This window comes from Nocardiopsis sp. LOL_012 (assembly GCF_048060475.1).
In the GTDB taxonomy this organism is placed as follows: domain Bacteria; phylum Actinomycetota; class Actinomycetes; order Streptosporangiales; family Streptosporangiaceae; genus Nocardiopsis.
Genome location: NZ_JBHMIV010000010.1, coordinates 101,561 through 121,095, shown reverse-complemented (window position 1 = coordinate 121,095; position 19,535 = coordinate 101,561). Strand labels below are relative to the sequence as shown.

Here is a 19,535-nt window from a genome sequence, read left to right as displayed (position 1 = left end):
GGGACGCCGCCACCGGTTCGGGGGCCTTCGATTTGGCAGACCACCCCCGAAGCCCTGTATAGTCATGACCAGCGCGAGGGGGCAACGCCCCCGAGGCAGCCGAGACAAGGCCTCGCAGCGCGCCCCTTTAGCTCAGTCGGCAGAGCGTCTCCATGGTAAGGAGAAGGTCTACGGTTCGATTCCGTAAAGGGGCTCCACCACTTGAAGCGGTCCGGTCCACTCAGGTGGGTGGCCGGTGGCGCGACTACCGGCCTGAACCGGGAGCGGTCCCTGTCGGGCCGCGCCCGAAGATCGGGGCGGAGTAGCTCAGTCGGTAGAGCAAGCGGCTCATAATCGCTGTGTCGTCGGTTCAAGTCCGGCCTCCGCTACCAACCCGCTGACCCCTGGGGTACCTCTCAGGGGTCGTCGCGGGCCCTTTGCAGTGTTCTACTGCTCAGAAATCGTCTCCAGCGAGAAAGGCACTCCGAAGTGGCTGCCACAGACGTGAGGCCGAAGATCACCCTGGCCTGCCAGGAGTGCAATCACCGGAACTACATCACGCGGAAGAACCGTCGGAACACCCCCGACCGTCTCACCATCAAGAAGTTCTGCCCGAACTGCCGCAAGCACAACGACCACCGCGAGACCCGCTAGGGTTCCGCGCGGTGTCGTGGTCCGGCGTCGTGAACGTGTGAGCGACCCGGCGGTTCGGCATAGACTCCAGCCCGGAGAGCGTCCAACGCTCGCCGGGCTGTTCGTTGTTCCGGGGCCTTCCCCGGCGTGAGAAGCAGGAGAGGGAGAACGTGGCGATCAACGCCGACTACCTCGGCCGGGAGTACCCGGCGCCCGAGCCCTACGAGGTGACCCGGGGCAAGATCCGCGAGTTCGCCGAGGCGATCAACGACCCCAACCCGGTCTACGTCGACCGGGAGGCGGCGAAGGCGGCCGGGTACCCCGACGTCATCGCGCCGCCGACCTTCCCGGTGATCCTCGGTATGGCGGGGTCCGCACAGGCCGTGGCCGACCCCGAACTGGGGGTGGACTTCTCCCGGGTCGTACACGGTGACCAGGGTTTCCGCTACAGCCGTCCCCTGCACGCGGGCGACGTGCTGACCGCGATCACCCGGATTACCGACGTCAAGGCGCTCGGCGGGAACGAGATGATCACCCTGGAGACCGTGGCCGAGGACGCCGGCGGCGAGCACGTCGTCACGGCGGGCATGATGCTCGTCGTCCGCGGCCAGTGACCGCCGCCTCCCCTCCCGAACAGTCGAATGTGAGGAACACGACCGTGAGCAGGCTGCGCCACGCCGACGTCGAGGTCGGCACCGAACTCCCCGAGCGGACCTTCCCCGTCGAGCGGGCGGACCTGGTGCGCTACGCCGGGGCCTCGGGCGACTTCAACCCCATCCACTGGAACGAGCGCTTCGCCAAGTCCGTCGGCCTGCCCGACGTGATCGCGCACGGCATGTTCACCATGGCCGAGGCGGGCCGTGTGCTCACCGACTGGGCCGGGGACCCCGGGGCCGTCGTCGACTACTCCGTGCGCTTCTCCGCGCCCGTGGTGGTCCCCGACGACGACAGCGGCGCCGAGATCACCGTCGGCGGCAAGGTCCGGGCCAAGAACGACGACGGCACCGTCACGGTGCTCCTGACCGCGCGCTCGGGCGGGGCCAAGGTCCTGGCCAAGTCCACCGCGCTCGTCCGCCTGGCCTGAGGGGGAGAACAGTGTCCACGCTTGCCGGAGCCGTGCTCTCCGACTACACCACGCTCGGTCTGGGTGGCCCCGCTGGGACCTTCGTGGCCGCCGGTACCACCGAGGCGCTGGTGCGCGCGGTGTCCGAGGCGGACCGCGCCGGTACGCCGGTCCTCGTCCTGGGCGGCGGCAGCAACCTGGTGGTCGCCGACGCCGGCTTCGCGGGGACCGTGGTGCACGTCGACTCCCAGGGGGTGTCCCTCACCGGGGGCGGACCCGACCCGGAGACGGGGGAGGAGACGGTCCTGCTGCGGGCCGACGCCGGAGTGGAGTGGGATCCGCTGGTCGAGCGCACCGTCCGGGAGGGGCTCAGCGGTATCGAGTTCCTGTCGGGGATCCCCGGGCGGGTCGGCTCAACCCCGATCCAGAACGTGGGGGCCTACGGCCAGGATGTCTCCGAGACCGTGCGCGAGGTGCTGGTCCACGACCGCGTGAGCGGGGAGCGGCGGGCCATGACCAACGCCGAGTGCGGGTTCACCTACCGCGACAGCGTGTTCAAGGGCTCGGACCGCTACGTGGTGTGCGAGGTCGTCTTCGCGCTGCGCCGGTCCCGGCTCAGCCGCCCGATCCGCTACGCCGAGGTGGCCCGAGCCCTGGGTGCGGAGGCGGGGGCCCGCGTACCTCTGGAACAGGCGCGTGAGACCGTCCTGAAGCTGCGCTCCGGCAAGGGCATGGTCCTGGATCCCGAGGACCCCGACACGCGCAGCGCGGGGTCGTTCTTCACCAACCCGGTGGTGTCGGAGGAGGGGTTCGCGACGGTGCGCGAGCGGGTCGCCGAGCGCCTCGGGGCGGACGTGGAGCCTCCGGGCCACCCGGACGGCCACGGCAACGTGAAGCTCTCCGCGGCCTGGCTGATCGACAGGGCGGGCTTCGGCAGGGGCTACGGCTCCGGGCCCGCACGGATCTCCGGCAAGCACACCCTGGCGCTCACCAACCCCGGCGGCGCCACCACGGAGGACCTGCTGGACCTGGCCCGTGAGGTTCGGGCGGGGGTCGAGGCGGCGTTCGGCGTGCGCCTGGTCAACGAACCCGTCATGGTCGGCGTTTCCCTGTGAGGGTTTTCCGGGCCCCGCCCGGAAATCGAGCACCGATCCGGGTGTGGAACCACGGTGGTCCCGCGCCCGAACCCCCGCTCGGCCGTTCTCTGGTGTGGTGGCACGGTGATGCGAACACCCTGGTCAAGCGTATCGAATTCTCGTGTTCGGCGTGGCTAACTTCTTTTTCAGTCACTCCTTGCAAATGAATTCACTCCGTCAATGAATTGCTGTTCCCTTTCTTTCTGTTCTATGGTCGAAAAAAGAGCGGAAAGGGGGCGGCGTGACGGCGTTCATGGCGGGAATCGTGGCGAGCACCGTCGCCGTCCTCGTCGCCGAGATGGGCGACAAGACCCAGCTCGTGGCGATGTCCCTGGCCACCCGGTACCGGGTGGGCACAGTCCTGCTCGGCATCACCCTGGCCACGGCGCTCGTCCACGTCGCCAGCGTCCTGATCGCCGAGGCCCTCGGTGCGAGCCTGCCCACCGACTGGCTCACCCTCGCCGCGGGCCTGGCCTTCCTCTTCTTCGGCCTCTGGACCCTGCGCGGTGACGAGATGACCGAGCGGGACGAGGAGCGCGCCGCCTCCCGGCGCATCCGCTCCGCCCTGCTCACCGTCATCGTGGTGTTCCTGGTCGCCGAGCTCGGTGACAAGACCATGCTCACCACCATCACCGTCGGCACCCGGTACGACTGGCTGCCGGTGTGGATCGGCTCCACGGTCGGCATGGTCGCGGCCGACGCCGTCGCCATCGCGCTCGGCGCCGTCCTGGGCAAGAAGCTCCCCGAACGCGCCATCCGGCTCGGCGCCGCGGTCCTGTTCTTCGCCGCGGGCGCCGCCATGCTCGGTCAGGGCCTCTGGTTGCTCCTGTCCTGATCCCCGGGGGGAGCCTCCACCCAGGCGTCGACACCGGCCAGGAGTTCCTTGCGCACCGCGTCCGGCGCGGCCGAACCCCGTACGGACATCCGGGCCAGTTCGGCCAGTTCGGCGTCGGTGAACCCGAACACGCGGCGCGCGATCGCGTACTGCTCTACCAGGCGCGGCCCGAAGAGCAGCGGGTCGTCCGTCCCCAGGGCGATGGGGACCCCCGCGTCGAAGAGTCGGCGCAGCGGCATGTGCTCCAGTCGCTCGAACACCCCCAGCCCGATGTTGGAGGTGGGGCAGATCTCCAGGGTGACACCCTGCGTGGCGATGCGCTCCACCAGATAGGGGTCCTCCACGGCACGGACGCCGTGCCCGACCCGGTCGGCCCCCAGTTCGTCCAGGCACTCCCGGATGCTGCGCGGCCCCTGGAGCTCGCCGCCGTGCGGAGCCGACAGCAGCCCCGCGCGCCGGGCGATGCGGAACGCCCCCTCGAACTCCCGGGCACGGCCCTTGCGCTCGTCGTTGTTCAGGCCGAAGGAGACCACGCCCCGGCCCGCGTACTGGCGGGCCAGACGGGCCAGCACCTTGGCCTCCAGAGGGTGCTTCGTGCGGTTGGCCGCCACCATAAGGCCCACCGGCACCCCGGTCGCCTGCTCGGCGGCGCGGGCGGCCTCCAGCACCAGTTCCAGGGTGGCGGTCAGGCCGCCGAAGCGGGAGGCGTAGCCGCTGGGGTCCACCTGGATCTCCAACCAGCCCGAACCCGCGTCGCGCTCGTCCTCGGCCGTCTCGCGCAGCAGCCGGTACACGTCCTCGGGACGGCGCAGGGCGGAGCGGGCGATGTCGTAGAGGCGCTGGAAGCGGAACCACCCGCGCTCGTCGGTGCCGCGCAGACGAGGCGGCCACTCGTCGACCAGCGCCTGGGGCAGGCGGACCCCGTTCTCCTCCGCGAGTTCCACGAGGGTCGAGTGGCGCATCGATCCGGTGAAGTGCAGGTGCAGGTGTGCTTTGGGCAGCCGGTCCAACCGGCGGGTGCTGGTCGGTCTCTCCATGAACCAACTCTGCCGTATCCGCGCCGCAGACGGTACCGGGTCGGCCGGACTCGCGCGGAAACGGCGGCCGAACGCGGGTGTGCCCTCCGGTACCGGCCGGAGGGCACACCCGCCTGCTCCCTCACCGCGATCCGCTCGAAGCGGAGCGGAGGTTCAAAGGAACACAGCCTAGCGGGCCTCGGCCAGCAGCTTCTGGATACGGCTCACGCCCTCGGCGAGGTCCTCGTCGCTGAGGGCGTAGGACAGCCGAAGGTAGCCGGGGGTGCCGAAGGCCTCGCCCGGGACCACGGCGACCTCGGCCTCCTCCAGGATGAGCTCGGCCAGCTCGGTGGAGGTGGCCGGCGTCCTACCGCGGATCTCCTTGCCCAGCACGCCCTTCACGGAGGGGTAGGCGTAGAAGGCGCCCTGCGGTTCGGGGCAGACCACGCCGTCGATCTCGTTGAGCATGCGCACGATGGTCCGGCGGCGGCGGTCGAAGGACTCGCGCATCGTCGCCACGGCGTCCAGGCTGCCGGAGACGGCGGCCAGGGCGGCGGCCTGCGAGACGTTGGCCACGTTGGAGGTGGCGTGCGACTGGAGGTTGCCCGCCGCCTTGACGACGTCCTTCGGGCCGATGATCCACCCCACGCGCCAGCCGGTCATCGCGTAGGTCTTGGCGACACCGTTGACGACCACGGTGCGGTCGGCCAGTTCGGGGACCTCGACGGGCATCGAGGAGAACTCGGTGTCGCCGTAGACCAGGTGCTCGTAGATCTCGTCGGTCAGCACCCACAGGTCGTGCTCCAGGGCCCACTGGCCGATGGCGCGGACCTGCTCGCGCGGGTAGACGGCACCGGTCGGGTTGGAGGGGGAGACGAACACCAGGACCTTGGTGCGCTCGGTGCGCGCCGCCTCCAGTTGTTCGACCCCGGCCATGTAGCCGGTGCTCTCGTCGGTGGTGACGAAGACGGGGACGCCGCCCGCGAGCTTGATCGACTCGGGGTAGGTGGTCCAGTAGGGGGCCACCACGATGACCTCGTCCCCCGGGTCGAGCAGGGCGGCGAAGGCCTCGTAGATGGCCTGCTTGCCGCCGTTGGTCACCAGGACCTGGGCGGGCTCGACCTGGTAGCCGGAGTCCCGGGTGGTCTTCTCGGCGATCGCCTTCTTCAGTTCGGGAAGCCCGCCGGCGGGGGTGTAGCGGTGGAAGCGCGGTTCGCGCGCGGCCTCGACAGCGGCCTCGACGATGTAGTCGGGGGTCGGGAAGTCGGGCTCTCCCGCGCCGAAGCCGATGACGGGACGCCCCTCCGCCTTCATGGCCTTGGCCTTCGCGTCGACGGCGAGGGTGGCGGACTCGGAGATGGCGCTGATACGTGCAGAGACTCGGGGTCGCTCAGTCATGGACCCTATGGTGTCACGTGTGCGCCCCCGGTGGTGGCGGGGAGGGTAGCAGGCCTTGGTGGTGCGCTGCGGCCGCGCGTCGGGGGAGGGGCGGGTTTGTCCGCGGCGGGCCGTGCGCATACACTCGTTCGCGTCGAGCCGGTTGACGGCCTCGCGGGCCGTAATGGTGTGCGGAGCCGCGGTCGACCGGCTATGGTGGAAGCGCAGTTTCCGTCAAGGGCAGTGGCTCAATTGGCAGAGCACCGGTCTCCAAAACCGGCGGTTGGGGGTTCGAGTCCCTCCTGCCCTGCAAGCGCACGGTGTGCCGACCTCGGGTCGGCACACCGTGCGGGAGTTTACGGGGATGTTCCATGGCCCGCGACCCTAAGGACCCCAGGTGACCCAGACTGACGCCGACGCCAAGTCGGGCAAGGAGCCCCAGCGTCGCAACAACCCTTGGAACTTCACCAAGCAGGTCGCCGAGGAGCTGCGCAAGGTTCGCTGGCCCACGCGGCGCGAACTGATCACCTACACCATCGTCGTGCTGGTGTTCGTGGTCCTGGTCCTGAGTTACGTCTCCCTCGCCGACTTCGTCTTCGCTGAGCTCATCACCTGGCTCTACTCCGGGTTCAGCCCCGAGGGCGAGTTCCAGGGGCTGGGTCTGTGGACCAGCATCGCCACCGGTGCCATGGCCGTTCTCATCGGTGCGGGCGCCCTCATGCGGAGCCGCGGCGACTAGAGCGGGACCCAACGGGTGGGCGGAGGGCACGGCGCGGGCGCCGTGCCGTCCCGGTGTTTCCTGCCTGGTCCCATCCCGAACCGACAGACCTTAAGCTGGCAGGACCGGGTTCGACGTCGGCCGCTGACCGGTGCGCGTCGGCCCGCCCGCAGCGCATCCGACGAGAGAAAGAGCAGCCGTGTCCGAGTCCCCACTGACCTCTGACGACTTCCCCGAAGAGGAGCCGGGTCATCAGTCGTCGGCGGAAGAGACCGGCCTTGAGGACGAACTGTCGGCGGACACGGTCGACCAGGCCGAGACCGAGGCCGGCCAGGACGGCGCCGAAGAGGCGGAGCCGGCTGACGGCGCCGACAAGGCGGTCGAGGAGCAGCCCAAGCTCGACCCCGTCGAGGAGTTCAGAAGCGAACTCGTCCTGCTGCCGGGCGACTGGTACGTGGTGCACACCTACGCGGGCTACGAGAAGCGCGTGAAGGCCAACGTGGAGAGCCGTACCCAGTCCCTCAACATGGAGGACTACATCTTCCAGGTCGAGGTGCCCGAGCACGAGGTCACCGAGGTCAAGAGCGGCAAGCGCCAGCAGGTCGTGGAGAAGGTCCTGCCCGGCTACGTGCTCGTCCGCATGGACCTCACCGACGAGTCATGGTCGGCGATCCGCAACACCCCCGGGGTGACCGGTTTCGTGGGCCTGTCCAACAAGCCCGCTCCGCTCAGCCTCACCGAGGTCGCCAAGCTCCTGGCGCCCGAGCAGGAGGAGGAGCCGCAGCAGGCGCAGCAGGCCAAGGCCGCCGCGGGCGGCGCGGGCCGCTCCGACGTCGCCTACGAGGTCGGCGAGTCCGTCACCGTCATGGAGGGGCCGTTCGCGACCCTGCCCGCGACGGTCAGCGAGATCAACCCGGAGACGCACAAGCTCAAGGTGCTCGTGTCGATCTTCGGCCGTGAGACCCCGGTCGAGCTCTCGTTCAACCAGGTCGCCAAGATCTGAGGCGTTCGGGCTGCGGCCCGACCGGCGTAGACTTGACGGGTCCGCCCTCGGGCGGACCCGTCTCGTGTGCTCCGCCCACGGCGGGGCGCTTCGGCCCGCCCGGTCCCGGCGGGCCCCGCGGCCGCGGCCGCGGCACGCTCCTCCCCGGCGCCCGGCGGTCCACGACCGCCCCCGGCCCCGCCGGGAGGTGAGGGACCAGCACACATCGCACATCAGGCAAAGGACCCGATATGCCTCCGAAGAAGAAACTGGCCGCACTCGTCAAGGTGCAGCTGCCCGCCGGTCAGGCCACCCCGGCGCCGCCCGTCGGTACCGCCCTCGGTCCGCACGGCGTCAACATCATGGACTTCTGCAAGCAGTACAACGCTGCCACGGAGGCCCAGCGCGGCAACGTCATCCCCGTAGAGATCTCCATCTACGAGGACCGTTCCTTCAGCTTCGTCACCAAGACGCCCCCGGCGCCGAAGCTGATCCTCAAGGCCGCGGGCCTGGACAAGGCCGCCACCGACCCGGGCCGCAACACCGCCGGTTCGATCACCGCCGAGCAGTGCCGTGAGATCGCGCAGACCAAGCTGCCCGACCTCAACACCGACGACGTCGAGGCCGCTGCCAAGATCGTGGCCGGCACCGCACGCTCGATGGGCATCGAGGTCAAGTAGCCCTCGCGCCCCGCCGGGTCCCGGACCCGGATGGCGGGACGACGACGAGAACCCACCGTGGCAGGGCCATGCGCTGGCCCGGATACCACACGTTCCTGAGGAGAACAGCGTGAAGCGCAGCAAGAACCACCGCAAAGCCGCCGAGCTGGTGGACCGCGACCGGCTCTACGGCCCCGTCGAGGCCGTGAAGCTGGCCAAGGAGACCACCCGCGTCAAGTTCGACGCCACCGTCGAGGTCGCCCTGCGCCTGGGCGTCGACCCGCGCAAGGCCGACCAGATGGTCCGCGGCACCGTGAACCTGCCCAACGGCACCGGCAAGACCGCCCGGGTCCTGGTCTTCGCGACCGGTGAGCGTGCGGAGCAGGCTCGCGCCGCCGGCGCCGACTACGTCGGTGACGACGACCTCGTCCAGGAGATCCAGAACGGCTTCTTGGACTTCGACGCCGTCGTGGCCACCCCGGACCTCATGGGCAAGGTCGGCCGCCTGGGCCGCGTGCTCGGTCCGCGCGGCCTCATGCCCAACCCCAAGACGGGTACCGTCACCCCGGACGTGGCCAAGGCCGTGACCGACATCAAGGGCGGCAAGATCGAGTTCCGCGTGGACCGCCACGGGAACCTGCACTTCATCATCGGCAAGGTCTCCTTCGACGACGCCAAGCTGGTGGAGAACTACCAGGCCGCGATCGACGAGGTGAACCGCCTCAAGCCGTCCGCCGCCAAGGGCCGCTACATCAAGAAGGCCGTGGTCACCACGACCATGGGCCCGAGCATCCCGCTCGACGCCTAGCCTTCACGCAGACGCGCGGCGGCCCCCGGAACCGGCGAGGTTCCGGGGGCCTCTTTCGTTCGAGGTCCGTTCGGCGGGCCTAGATGTCGGTGATCTGGTCCTCGGCGGGGATCTCGAAGGAGGTCTCACCCAGCTTCGAGAAGACCATCGCCATGTCGCCTTCGTCACCGGAGAACTCCATACGCATGGGGAAGCCGTCGTCGCCGATCCACACCGACACGTCCATGGTGCCGCCGGACTCGTTCATCGAGCCGAAGGCCTCCTGCTGCTCCGGGGCCAGGGCCGCGTACTGCTCAGCGGTGAGTGTGCCCTCGACCCGGGTGGTCGGGACGCCGTTGACCTCCTCGGTCCCCGTCTCCTCGAAGGAGTCGATATCGGTGAGCGCGGAGTACAGGGAGCCCAGGTTTTCGCGGTCGAAATCCTGGTCCGAGATCTCCACCTGGGTGTCGGACTCGCCCCGGATCCACGGGGTGTCCGCGCCCTGGAGCCCGGTGTGGTTGGAGGTGAGGGTCGTACCGTCGGGGAGGGTGATCACGGTCGTGGTGCCGAGTTCCTCCGTGGTCAGGCCCTCGACGTCCTGCCCCTGGAGTTCGGCCATGCCCCGCACCATCTCGGCCATGAACGGCATGTACATGGACGTCCGGACCGCCTCCGGGTCGTCCATGACCTCCATGGTGATGGAGATCCCGATCGCCTCCGGCCCGGTCGAGACGATGTCGGTCTCAAGGGTGTAGTTGGTGACCTCGTCGGTGTTGTCGGCGAGCCCGTCGATGAGGTCGAGGACACTGGTGGCCCCACCGGCGGCCTCGGAGCCTTCGGAGGTGGTGGCGCCTTCCTGGGCGCTGCCGCCGCAGGCGGTGAGGGACAGGGCGAGGACGCCGACGCTGAGCGCGGCCGGTATACCGGTCTTCATATGCGTGCCTTCGTGAGCGGGGGGAGAGGGTTGACCTGTTCGACGGCAGAGGTGCCCGGAGGGTTCCGTGGTGCCGACGTCGTGGGCCTGTGCAAGCACACGCGAGAGTCCGGTACGATGGGGACTTGCCGAAGACCGCTGGTCGTCACCCCGACGGGTGACCTAAGGACCCACAGCAGGTGGGCGCCCGCGCAGGTGTCACTCAGAGCTTTCCCGTTCCGGGCGCGCGTCCTCGCGCCCCGTGGACGCGGTCGTGCCCCGTGCGCCTGGCGCTCGGGGCCTTTCTCGTGCTGACGCCCGCTCACGCGGGTCCTTGGGGACCAACCAGCGTTCACTGTTGGAAGGAGTCCCATGGCGAGGCCGGACAAGGCAGCCGCGGTCGCCGAGCTCACGGAGGAGTTCCGTGAGTCCAACGGCGCCGTGCTGACCGAATACCGGGGACTCAGCGTGGCCGGGCTCAACGAGCTCCGCCGCGCCCTCGGCCAGAGTGCGCGTTTTCGCATCGTCAAGAACACGCTGACCAAGATCGCGGTGGACGAGGCGGGCCTCGACGAGGAGATCAAGAACCTCCTCCAGGGCCCCTCCGCCATCGCCTTCGTCCACGGCGACGTGGTCGAGGCCGCCAAGGGTCTGCGTGACTTCGCGAAGGCGAACGAGCCCTTGGTGATCAAGGGCGCTGTCATCGACGGCAAGTCGATGTCCGCCGAGGACGTCACCAAGCTGGCCGACCTGGAGTCCCGCGAGGTGCTTCTCTCGAAGATGGCCGGTGCGCTCAAGGCCAAGCAGGGCCAGGCCGCCGCCGTCTTCCAGGCGCTTCCGCTCAAGACCGTGCGCCTGGCGCAGGCTCTTGCGGACAAGCGCGAAGAGGAAGCCGCCTAGACACCCCGAACCCCGGTGGGGGCCGTCGGCTCCCGCCACACGCCTCGCACGCGGTGCCCCCGGGCACGCGTGTCAGTAGAGAAAGAGAGATCGCACCATGGCGAAGCTCAGCACCGAGGACCTGCTTGCCGCGTTCGAGGAGATGACCCTCCTTGAGCTCTCCGAGTTCGTGAAGCAGTTCGAGGAGAAGTTCGATGTCGAGGCCGCCGCCCCGGCCGCCGTCGTCGCCGCTGGCCCCGGCGGTGGCGGTGCCGCCGCCGAGGCCGAGCCCGAGAAGGACGAGTTCGACGTCATCCTCGAGGGTGCCGGCGACAAGAAGATCCAGGTCATCAAGGAGGTCCGCAGCCTCACCAGCCTGGGCCTCAAGGAGGCCAAGGACCTCGTCGACAACGCTCCCAAGCCGCTCCTGGAGGGCGTCAACAAGGAGGCCGCCGAGAAGGCCAAGGAGGCCCTTGAGGGCGCCGGCGCCAAGGTCACCCTCAAGTAGTCCGTGAGCGGGCCCGACGGGTCCGCCGGTCTGCCCGACGCGGCCGTCCCTTTCTCCGGAAAGGGGCGGCCGCGTTCTCGTATGTCCTGCGGCTGGGCCGTGTCTGCCGGGCGGCGGCGCCGTCGTGTGCGAAGCTGGGGCGGTCGCGGGAGTGCGAAGTGTCCCTTCGGCAGGGTAATCTCCCGTCCTGGGAATCTTGACGCGGTCGGGGCGGAGTGTTTACCCGGCCCGGCTGAGGGAATCCTCTCGGATGTCCGAAGGCTCCGAACCCCTTGGGTCGCAGGGCGGGCAGCGCGGTTCGTCCATGGTCAACCGTGGTCCACGGGCTTGACGGATTGGCCATCAGGGGTGATCCTTCGGATGTCGTGAGTGGCGCCCGAGGGACCGCAAGGGACCGTGAGTGGACAGCAGTGTGGTGTTCGGCTACACTGACCTTTTGCGCTGCCCTTTGGTGATCCCTGTGTCGGTGTACGGCTTCCGTCATCTGATTTTCGTCTGGACACGGTAGCCCGCTCCCGCTCGATGCGACCGTCTCAACAGTGTTGCGGCGGTCCTTCCCGTGATGGATCGTCTGGCGTGCGCGCATCAACCGCCACAAGCCTTCGGAAGGACCCCTGTTGGCAGCCTCGCGCAACGCCTCCGCTAACGCCCTTGGTCCGCGCCGCGTTTCCTTCGCCCGTATCCAGGAACCGCTTGAGGTTCCGGACCTGCTCGACCTGCAGACCGTGTCGTTCGACTGGCTGCTAGGAAACGAGAAGTGGAAGAATCGGGTCGAAACGGCCCGAAACGCCGGCGACAAGGGCGTTCCGGAGCAGTCCGGTCTCGAAGAGATCTTCGAGGAGATCAGCCCGATCGAGGACTTCTCGGGCACGATGTCCCTGTCGTTCCGGGACCACAGGTTCGAGCCGCCCAAGAACACCGTGGACGAGTGCAAGGAGCGGGACGCGACCTACTCCGCTCCGATGTTCGTCACCGCGGAGTTCATCAACAACGACACCGGTGAGATCAAGAGCCAGACGGTGTTCATGGGCGACTTCCCGCTCATGACCGACAAGGGCACCTTCATCATCAACGGCACCGAGCGTGTCGTCGTGTCCCAACTGGTCCGCTCCCCGGGAGTCTACTTCGACCGCTCCGTCGACAAGAGTTCGGACAAGGACCTGTTCGGCTGCAAGGTCATCCCGTCCCGCGGCGCCTGGCTCGAGTTCGAGGTCGACAAGCGCGACTTCGTCGGTGTGCGTATCGACCGCAAGCGCAAGCAGGGCGTCACCGTCCTGCTCAAGGCGCTGGGCTGGACCACCGACCAGATCCTGGAGCGCTTCGGCCAGTACGAGTCCATCCGCAACACGCTGGAGAAGGACCCCACCGCCGGTACGGACGACGCCCTGCTGGACATCTACCGCAAGCTCCGCCCCGGAGAGCCGCCCACGAAGGAGTCGGCCCAGGCGCTGCTGGAGAACCTCTACTTCAACCCCAAGCGCTACGACCTCGCCAAGGTCGGCCGGTACAAGATCAACAAGAAGCTCTCCCTGGACGCCGACTACACCCAGGGCACGCTCACCGAAGAGGACATCGTCTCCACCATCGACTACCTCGTGCGCCTGCACGCCGGCGAGGCCGAGAAGGAGACCGACCTCGGTCCCCGCCGGATCGAGACCGACGACATCGACCACTTCGGCAACCGCCGCCTGCGCACCGTCGGCGAGCTCATCCAGAACCAGGTCCGCCTGGGCCTGGCCCGCATGGAGCGCGTCGTCCGCGAGCGGATGACCACCCAGGACGTCGAGGCGATCACGCCGCAGACCCTGATCAACATCCGTCCGGTCGTCGCCTCCATCAAGGAGTTCTTCGGCACCTCGCAGCTCTCCCAGTTCATGGACCAGACCAACCCGCTGGCGGGTCTGACCCACAAGCGCCGCCTCTCGGCGCTGGGCCCGGGTGGTCTGTCCCGGGAGCGCGCGGGCTTCGAGGTCCGCGACGTCCACGCCTCCCACTACGGCCGCATGTGCCCGATCGAGACCCCCGAGGGCCCCAACATCGGCCTCATCGGCTCGCTGGCCGCCTACGGCCGGGTCAACTCCTTCGGCTTCGTGGAGACCCCCTACCGCCGGGTGCAGGACGGCCGGGTCACCGACCAGGTCGACTACCTCACCGCCGACGAGGAGGACCGGTTCGTCATCGGCCAGGCGAACACCCCGCTGAACGCGGACGGGACCTTCGCCGAGTCGCAGGTCCTCGTGCGCCACAAGGGCGAGGAGTTCGAGCAGGTCGGTTCGGAGGTGGTCGACTACCTGGACGTGTCGCCGCGCCAGATGGTGTCGGTCGCCACGGCCATGATCCCCTTCCTGGAGCACGACGACGCCAACCGCGCGCTCATGGGGTCCAACATGCAGCGCCAGGCCGTGCCGCTGCTGCGCGCCGAAGCGCCCTACGTCGGCACCGGCATGGAGTACCGCGCGGCCACCGACGCCGGCGACGTCCTCCTCGCCGAGAAGGCCGGTGTGGTCGAGGACGTCACCGCCGACTACGTCACGGTGATGGCCGACGACGGCACGCGCAAGACCTACCGCCTGCACAAGTTCCAGCGCTCCAACCAGGGAACCTGCTTCAACCAGCGGCCGATCGTCCAGGAAGGCCAGCGGGTCGAGGAGAAGGAGGTCCTCGCCGACGGACCCTCCACCGACCAGGGCGAGATGTCGCTGGGCAAGAACCTGCTCGTGGCCTACATGTCCTGGGAGGGCCACAACTACGAGGACGCGATCATCCTCTCCCAGCGCCTGGTCCAGGACGACGTCCTCTCCTCGGTCCACATCGAGGAGCACGAGGTCGACGCCCGCGACACCAAGCTGGGCCCGGAGGAGATCACCCGCGAGATCCCCAACGTCAGCGAGGAGGTCCTCGCCGACCTCGACGACCGGGGCATCATCCGGATCGGTGCCGAGGTCGTCGACGGCGACATCCTCGTCGGCAAGGTCACCCCCAAGGGTGAGACCGAGCTGACCCCGGAGGAGCGCCTGCTGCGCGCCATCTTCGGTGAGAAGGCGCGCGAGGTCCGCGACACCTCCCTGAAGGTCCCGCACGGTGAGACCGGCAAGGTCATCGGCGTGCGCGTGTTCAGGCGCGAGGACGGCGACGAGCTCGCCCCCGGCGTCAACGAGATGGTCCGCGTCTACGTCGCCCAGAAGCGCAAGATCACCGACGGCGACAAGCTCGCCGGGCGCCACGGCAACAAGGGTGTCATCGCCAAGATCCTGCCCCAGGAGGACATGCCCTTCCTGGAGGACGGCACGCCGATCGACATCATCCTCAACCCGCTGGGCGTCCCCGGCCGTATGAACGTCGGCCAGGTCCTGGAGGTCCACCTGGGGTGGATGGCCAAGAACGGCTGGCTGGTCGAGGGCACCGAGGAGGCCTGGCAGCGGTCCCTCCAGGAGATCGGGGCGTCCGAGGCGCCGCCGAACTCCCGGGTGGCCACGCCGGTCTTCGACGGCCTGCGCGGTGACGAGCTGAGCGGCCTCATCCAGTCGGTCCGGCCCAACGCCGACGGCAACCGCCTGATCAACGAGGACGGCAAGGCCCGCCTCTTCGACGGCCGTACCGGCGAGCCCTTCGCCGAGCCGATCTCCGTCGGCTACAAGTACATCCTCAAGCTCCACCACCTGGTGGACGACAAGATCCACGCGCGCTCCACCGGCCCGTACTCCATGATCACCCAGCAGCCGCTGGGCGGCAAGGCGCAGTTCGGCGGCCAGCGCTTCGGTGAGATGGAGGTCTGGGCGCTGGAGGCCTACGGCGCCGCCTACGCCCTCCAGGAGCTGCTCACCATCAAGTCCGACGACGTGGTGGGCCGTGTCAAGGTCTACGAGGCCATCGTCAAGGGCGAGAACATCCCCGAGCCGGGCATCCCTGAGTCCTTCAAGGTGCTCATCAAGGAGATGCAGTCGCTCTGTCTGAACGTGGAGGTGCTGTCCAGTGACGGTATGTCCATCGAGATGCGCGACAGCGACGAGGACGTTTTCCGCGCTGCGGAAGAACTGGGGATCGACCTGGGTCGGCGCGAGCCGAGCAGTGTCGAAGAGGTCTAACTTCCGCATCCTTCGAGAGCAGGGGACGAATTAAGTGCTCGACGTCAACTTCTTCGACGAGCTGCGCATTGGCCTCGCCACGGCCGACGACATCCGCCAGTGGTCGCACGGCGAGGTCAAGAAGCCCGAAACCATCAACTACCGGACCCTCAAGCCGGAGAAGGACGGACTCTTCTGCGAGAAGATCTTCGGTCCGACCCGGGACTGGGAGTGCTACTGCGGAAAGTACAAGCGCGTCCGCTTCAAGGGCATCATCTGTGAGCGCTGCGGCGTCGAGGTGACCCGCGCCAAGGTGCGCCGTGAGCGGATGGGCCACATCGAGCTGGCCGCCCCGGTCACGCACATCTGGTACTTCAAGGGTGTGCCCTCCCGCCTGGGCTACCTGCTGGACCTGGCGCCGAAGGATCTCGAGAAGATCATCTACTTCGCCGCCTACATGGTCACGTGGGTCGACACCGAGGCCCGTGAGCGCGACCTCCAGTCCCTGGAGGCGCGGATCGCGGTCGAGAAGCAGCACCTGGAGCAGCGCCGCGACTCCACCGTCGAGGAGCGCCACCGCAAGCTGGAGGCCGACCTCGCCGAGCTGGAGGAGCAGGGCGCCAAGAGTGACGCCCGCCGCAAGGTGCGCGAGGGTGCCGAGCGCGAGATGCGCCAGTTGCGCGACCGGGCCCAGCGCGAGATCGACCGCCTCGACGAGGTCTGGAACCGGTTCAAGAACCTCAAGGTCCAGGACCTTGAGGGCGACGAGATGCTCTACCGCGAGATGCGGGACCGCTTCGGCAAGTACTTCCGCGGCGGTATGGGCGCCCAGGCCATCCAGGACCGGCTCTCCAACTTCGAGCTGGACGCGGAGGCGGAGAAGCTCCGGGAGACCATCCGCACCGGCAAGGGCCAGAAGAAGGCCCGCGCCCTCAAGCGGCTCAAGGTCGTCTCGGCGTTCCTCAACACCACCAACAGCCCCATGGGCATGGTGCTGGACTGCATTCCGGTCATCCCGCCGGACCTGCGTCCGATGGTGCAGTTGGACGGCGGACGCTTCGCCACCTCCGACCTCAACGACCTGTACCGCCGGGTGATCAACCGCAACAACCGGCTCAAGCGGCTGCTCGACCTCGGCGCGCCCGAGATCATCGTCAACAACGAGAAGCGGATGCTCCAGGAGGCCGTCGACGCGCTGTTCGACAACGGCCGCAGGGGCCGACCGGTCACCGGACCGGGCAACCGTCCGCTCAAGTCGCTGTCCGACATGCTCAAGGGCAAGCAGGGCCGGTTCCGCCAGAACCTGCTCGGCAAGCGCGTCGACTACTCCGGCCGCTCGGTCATCGTCGTCGGCCCGCAGCTCAAGCTGCACCAGTGCGGCCTGCCCAAGCAGATGGCCCTGGAACTGTTCAAGCCGTTCGTGATGAAGCGCCTGGTCGATCTGAACCACGCTCAGAACATCAAGAGCGCCAAGCGCATGGTGGAGCGGTCCCGCCCGGTCGTGTGGGACGTCCTCGAAGAGGTCATCACCGAGCACCCGGTGCTGCTCAACCGTGCGCCCACGCTGCACCGCCTGGGCATCCAGGCCTTCGAACCGCAGTTGGTCGAGGGCAAGGCCATCCAGATCCACCCGCTCGTGTGTACGGCGTTCAACGCCGACTTCGACGGTGACCAGATGGCCGTGCACCTGCCGCTGTCGGCCGAGGCCCAGGCCGAGGCGCGGCTGCTGATGCTGGCCACGAACAACATCCTCAAGCCCTCCGACGGCAAGCCCGTGACCATGCCCACCCAGGACATGATCATCGGCCTGTACTACCTGACCACGGAGAAGGCGGGTGCCGCGGGTGAGGGGCGCGCGTTCCTCTCCCCGGCCGAGGCCATCATGGCCTACGACCTGGGCGACCTGGACCTGCAGGCCAACATCCGCCTGCGGATCTCCGACGGCGCCCCGACGCCCAAGGACTGGGAGGCCCCGGAGGGCTGGGAGCCGGGCCAGGACTACCTCCTGGAGACGACCCTGGGCCGGTACCTCTTCAACGAGACCACCCCGGTCGACTACCCCTACATCAACTACCAGATGGGCAAGAAGCAGATCTCGGCCCTGGTCAACGACCTGGCCGAGAACTACCCCAAGGTCCAGGTCGCCACGACCCTGGACGCCCTGAAGGACGCCGGATACCGCTGGGCCACCCGGTCCGGCCTGACCATCGGCATCGAGGACGTCGTCGCGCCTCCGCGCAAGGCCGAGATCCTTGAGGGGTACGAGCGCAAGGCGGACAAGATCCAGCGCGAGTACGACCGCGGTCTCATCACCGACGACGAGCGCCGCCAGGAGCTCACCGAGGTGTGGACACAGGCCACCGCCGAGGTCGCCAAGGACATGGAGGACAACTTCCCCGCCGACAACCCGGTGTGGATGATGGTCCAGTCCGGTGCCCGAGGCAACCCGATGCAGGTGCGCCAGATCGCGGGTATCCGCGGCCTGGTCTCCAACACCAAGGGTGAGACGATCCCGCGCCCGATCAAGTCCTCCTACCGCGAGGGCCTGTCCGTCCTGGAGTACTTCATCTCCACGCACGGACAGCGCAAGGGTCTGGCCGACACCGCGCTGCGCACCGCCGACTCGGGTTACCTGACCCGTCGTCTGGTGGACGTCGCGCAGGACGTCATCGTCCGCGAGCTGGACTGCGGCACGGACCGCTCCCTCTGGCACGAGATCGGTGAGAAGAGCGAGTCCGGCGTCGTGGTGCGCAAGCACAACGTCGAGAACACCGGGTTCGGGCGCACGCTCGCCGAGGACGTCGTGGACGCCGAGGGCAAGACCGTGCTGCCCGCGCTGTCCGACACCTCCGAGCAGAACATCGACAAGCTCATCGCCGCGGGCATCACCCGCGTGCGTATCCGCTCGTCGCTGACCTGTGAGGCCAAGATCGGCGTCTGCACCACCTGCTACGGCCGTTCCATGGCGACCGGCAAGCCGGTGGACGTCGGTGAGGCGATCGGTATCATCGCGGCCCAGTCCATCGGTGAGCCCGGCACCCAGCTCACCATGCGGACCTTCCACATGGGCGGTTCGGCCGGCCAGGACATCACCCACGGCCTGCCGCGTGTGCAGGAGCTCTTCGAGGCCCGTATTCCCAAGGGCGTGGCCCCGATCTCCGAGCTGGAGGGCCGGATCCGGATCGACGACACGGAGAAGAGCCGTAAGATCGTCGTCATCCCGGACGACGGCTCGGACGAGATCGCCTACCCGGTGCCGATGCGTGCCCAGCTCCTGGTGAGCGACGACGACCACGTCGCCGTCGGCCAGAAGCTGATCCAGGGCGCGATCGACCCGCACGAGGTCCTCCGTATCCAGGGCCCGCGCATGGTGCAGCAGCACCTCGTGTCGGAGGTCCAGGAGGTGTACAAGTCGCAGGGTGTGTCCATCCACGACAAGCACATCGAGATCATCGTCCGCCAGATGCTCAAGCGGGTGAACATCCTGGAGTCGGGTGACACCGAGCTGCTGCCGGGTGAGATGGTGGAACGGCCCAAGTTCGAGTCGATCAACCGCCGCGTGGTGTCCGAGGGCGGACAGCCCGCCGCCGGGCGCCCGGTCCTGCTGGGGATCACCAAGGCCTCGCTGGCCACCGAGTCCTGGCTGTCGGCGGCCTCCTTCCAGGAGACCACCCGGGTGCTGACCGAGAACGCGATCCACGGCAAGAGCGATCCTCTGCTCGGCCTCAAGGAGAACGTCATCATCGGTAAGCTCATCCCTGCCGGTACCGGTATTCCGCAGTACCGCAACGTCCGGGTGGAGCCGACCGAGGAGGCCAAGGCCTCGATGTACTCGGTGTCCGGTTACGAGGAGCCCAGCGAGTACACCTTCGGGCAGGGATCCGGTGAGGCCGTCCCGCTGGAGGAGTACGACTTCGGGCCGTACAACCGGTAACGGCGGTGTCCGCGGCGGCGCTCCACCACCTCCCCACCGGGGTGGTGGCGCC

15 protein-coding genes, 3 tRNA genes and 1 pseudogene are annotated in these 19,535 nt (G+C 68.4%); 16 read left to right on the top strand and 3 right to left on the bottom strand.

All coding sequences use genetic code 11. The annotated features are described in order from the left end of the window. Positions 1-121: 121 nt before the first annotated feature. From ACFHWE_RS09110 to ACFHWE_RS09080, 7 genes are all read left to right on the top strand, one after another. Positions 122-197: transfer RNA gene (locus ACFHWE_RS09110), tRNA-Thr, on the top strand. Positions 198-295: 98 nt separating this feature from the next. Beyond that, positions 296-371, top strand: a tRNA-Met gene (locus tag ACFHWE_RS09105). 97 nt (positions 372-468) lie between these two features. Continuing rightward, positions 469-633: a 50S ribosomal protein L33 gene (rpmG, locus tag ACFHWE_RS09100; protein ID WP_026117477.1), complete on the top strand. Its 165-nt coding sequence runs from the start codon at positions 469-471 to the stop codon at positions 631-633. 149 nt (positions 634-782) lie between these two features. Next, positions 783-1,226, top strand: coding sequence for a MaoC family dehydratase N-terminal domain-containing protein (locus ACFHWE_RS09095; protein ID WP_028646534.1), 444 nt, complete (start codon positions 783-785; stop codon positions 1,224-1,226). Positions 1,227-1,270: 44 nt separating this feature from the next. After that, positions 1,271-1,696 (top strand): MaoC family dehydratase, encoded by a 426-nt coding sequence (locus ACFHWE_RS09090; RefSeq protein WP_028646533.1) that lies wholly within the window; start codon positions 1,271-1,273, stop codon positions 1,694-1,696. An 11-nt stretch (positions 1,697-1,707) separates the two neighbouring features. Beyond that, positions 1,708-2,790: a UDP-N-acetylmuramate dehydrogenase gene (locus ACFHWE_RS09085; protein WP_416600227.1), complete on the top strand. Its 1,083-nt coding sequence runs from the start codon at positions 1,708-1,710 to the stop codon at positions 2,788-2,790. Positions 2,791-3,064: 274 nt separating this feature from the next. After that, a complete protein-coding gene (locus ACFHWE_RS09080) occupies positions 3,065-3,646 on the top strand; it encodes a TMEM165/GDT1 family protein (protein WP_416600261.1) in 582 nt (193 codons plus the stop codon). On the opposite strand, the gene ACFHWE_RS09075 is transcribed toward ACFHWE_RS09080, so the two are convergent. Both ACFHWE_RS09075 and ACFHWE_RS09070 read right to left on the bottom strand, forming a co-directional pair. Next, positions 3,619-4,683: an adenosine deaminase gene (locus ACFHWE_RS09075; protein WP_416600225.1), complete on the bottom strand. Its 1,065-nt coding sequence runs from the start codon at positions 4,681-4,683 to the stop codon at positions 3,619-3,621. The genes ACFHWE_RS09080 and ACFHWE_RS09075 overlap by 28 nt on opposite strands. Before the next feature lie 168 nt (positions 4,684-4,851). Continuing rightward, on the bottom strand, positions 4,852-6,060 hold the full coding sequence (locus ACFHWE_RS09070; RefSeq protein WP_416600223.1) for a pyridoxal phosphate-dependent aminotransferase: 1,209 nt from the start codon (positions 6,058-6,060) through the stop codon (positions 4,852-4,854). 216 nt (positions 6,061-6,276) lie between these two features. Between ACFHWE_RS09070 and ACFHWE_RS09065 the strand changes: the two genes are divergently transcribed. From ACFHWE_RS09065 to rplA, 5 genes and pseudogenes are all read left to right on the top strand, one after another. Beyond that, positions 6,277-6,349: transfer RNA gene (locus tag ACFHWE_RS09065), tRNA-Trp, on the top strand. A gap of 87 nt (positions 6,350-6,436) precedes the next feature. Next, positions 6,437-6,670: pseudogene (secE, locus tag ACFHWE_RS09060) on the top strand (preprotein translocase subunit SecE); the annotation flags it as partial. A 286-nt stretch (positions 6,671-6,956) separates the two neighbouring features. Beyond that, positions 6,957-7,760: a transcription termination/antitermination protein NusG gene (nusG, locus tag ACFHWE_RS09055; protein ID WP_416600221.1), complete on the top strand. Its 804-nt coding sequence runs from the start codon at positions 6,957-6,959 to the stop codon at positions 7,758-7,760. 230 nt (positions 7,761-7,990) lie between these two features. Further along, positions 7,991-8,419, top strand: a complete 429-nt coding sequence (gene rplK / locus ACFHWE_RS09050) for a 50S ribosomal protein L11 (RefSeq protein ID WP_416600219.1) — start codon at positions 7,991-7,993, stop codon at positions 8,417-8,419. Positions 8,420-8,528: 109 nt separating this feature from the next. Then, complete coding sequence (gene rplA / locus ACFHWE_RS09045; RefSeq protein ID WP_028646526.1) at positions 8,529-9,206, top strand: 50S ribosomal protein L1; 678 nt, start codon at positions 8,529-8,531, stop codon at positions 9,204-9,206. Between the two features lie 79 nt (positions 9,207-9,285). Here the strand turns inward: rplA and ACFHWE_RS09040 are convergent, their stop codons facing one another. Then, a complete protein-coding gene (locus tag ACFHWE_RS09040) occupies positions 9,286-10,119 on the bottom strand; it encodes an LppX_LprAFG lipoprotein (protein ID WP_416600217.1) in 834 nt (277 codons plus the stop codon). 351 nt (positions 10,120-10,470) lie between these two features. Here ACFHWE_RS09040 and rplJ point away from each other — a divergent pair, with 351 nt between their 5' ends. The 4 genes from rplJ (at position 10,471) to ACFHWE_RS09020 (ending at position 19,483) form a co-directional block, all read left to right on the top strand. Next, entirely contained in the window at positions 10,471-10,998 is a 528-nt protein-coding gene (rplJ, locus tag ACFHWE_RS09035) for a 50S ribosomal protein L10 (RefSeq protein WP_028646524.1), read from the top strand. 97 nt (positions 10,999-11,095) lie between these two features. Further along, complete coding sequence (gene rplL / locus ACFHWE_RS09030; RefSeq protein ID WP_416600216.1) at positions 11,096-11,485, top strand: 50S ribosomal protein L7/L12; 390 nt, start codon at positions 11,096-11,098, stop codon at positions 11,483-11,485. A 617-nt stretch (positions 11,486-12,102) separates the two neighbouring features. Beyond that, positions 12,103-15,570 (top strand): DNA-directed RNA polymerase subunit beta, encoded by a 3,468-nt coding sequence (rpoB, locus tag ACFHWE_RS09025; RefSeq protein WP_416600215.1) that lies wholly within the window; start codon positions 12,103-12,105, stop codon positions 15,568-15,570. Positions 15,571-15,604: 34 nt separating this feature from the next. Next, complete coding sequence (locus ACFHWE_RS09020) at positions 15,605-19,483, top strand: DNA-directed RNA polymerase subunit beta' (protein ID WP_416600214.1); 3,879 nt, start codon at positions 15,605-15,607, stop codon at positions 19,481-19,483. Positions 19,484-19,535: the final 52 nt, after the last annotated feature.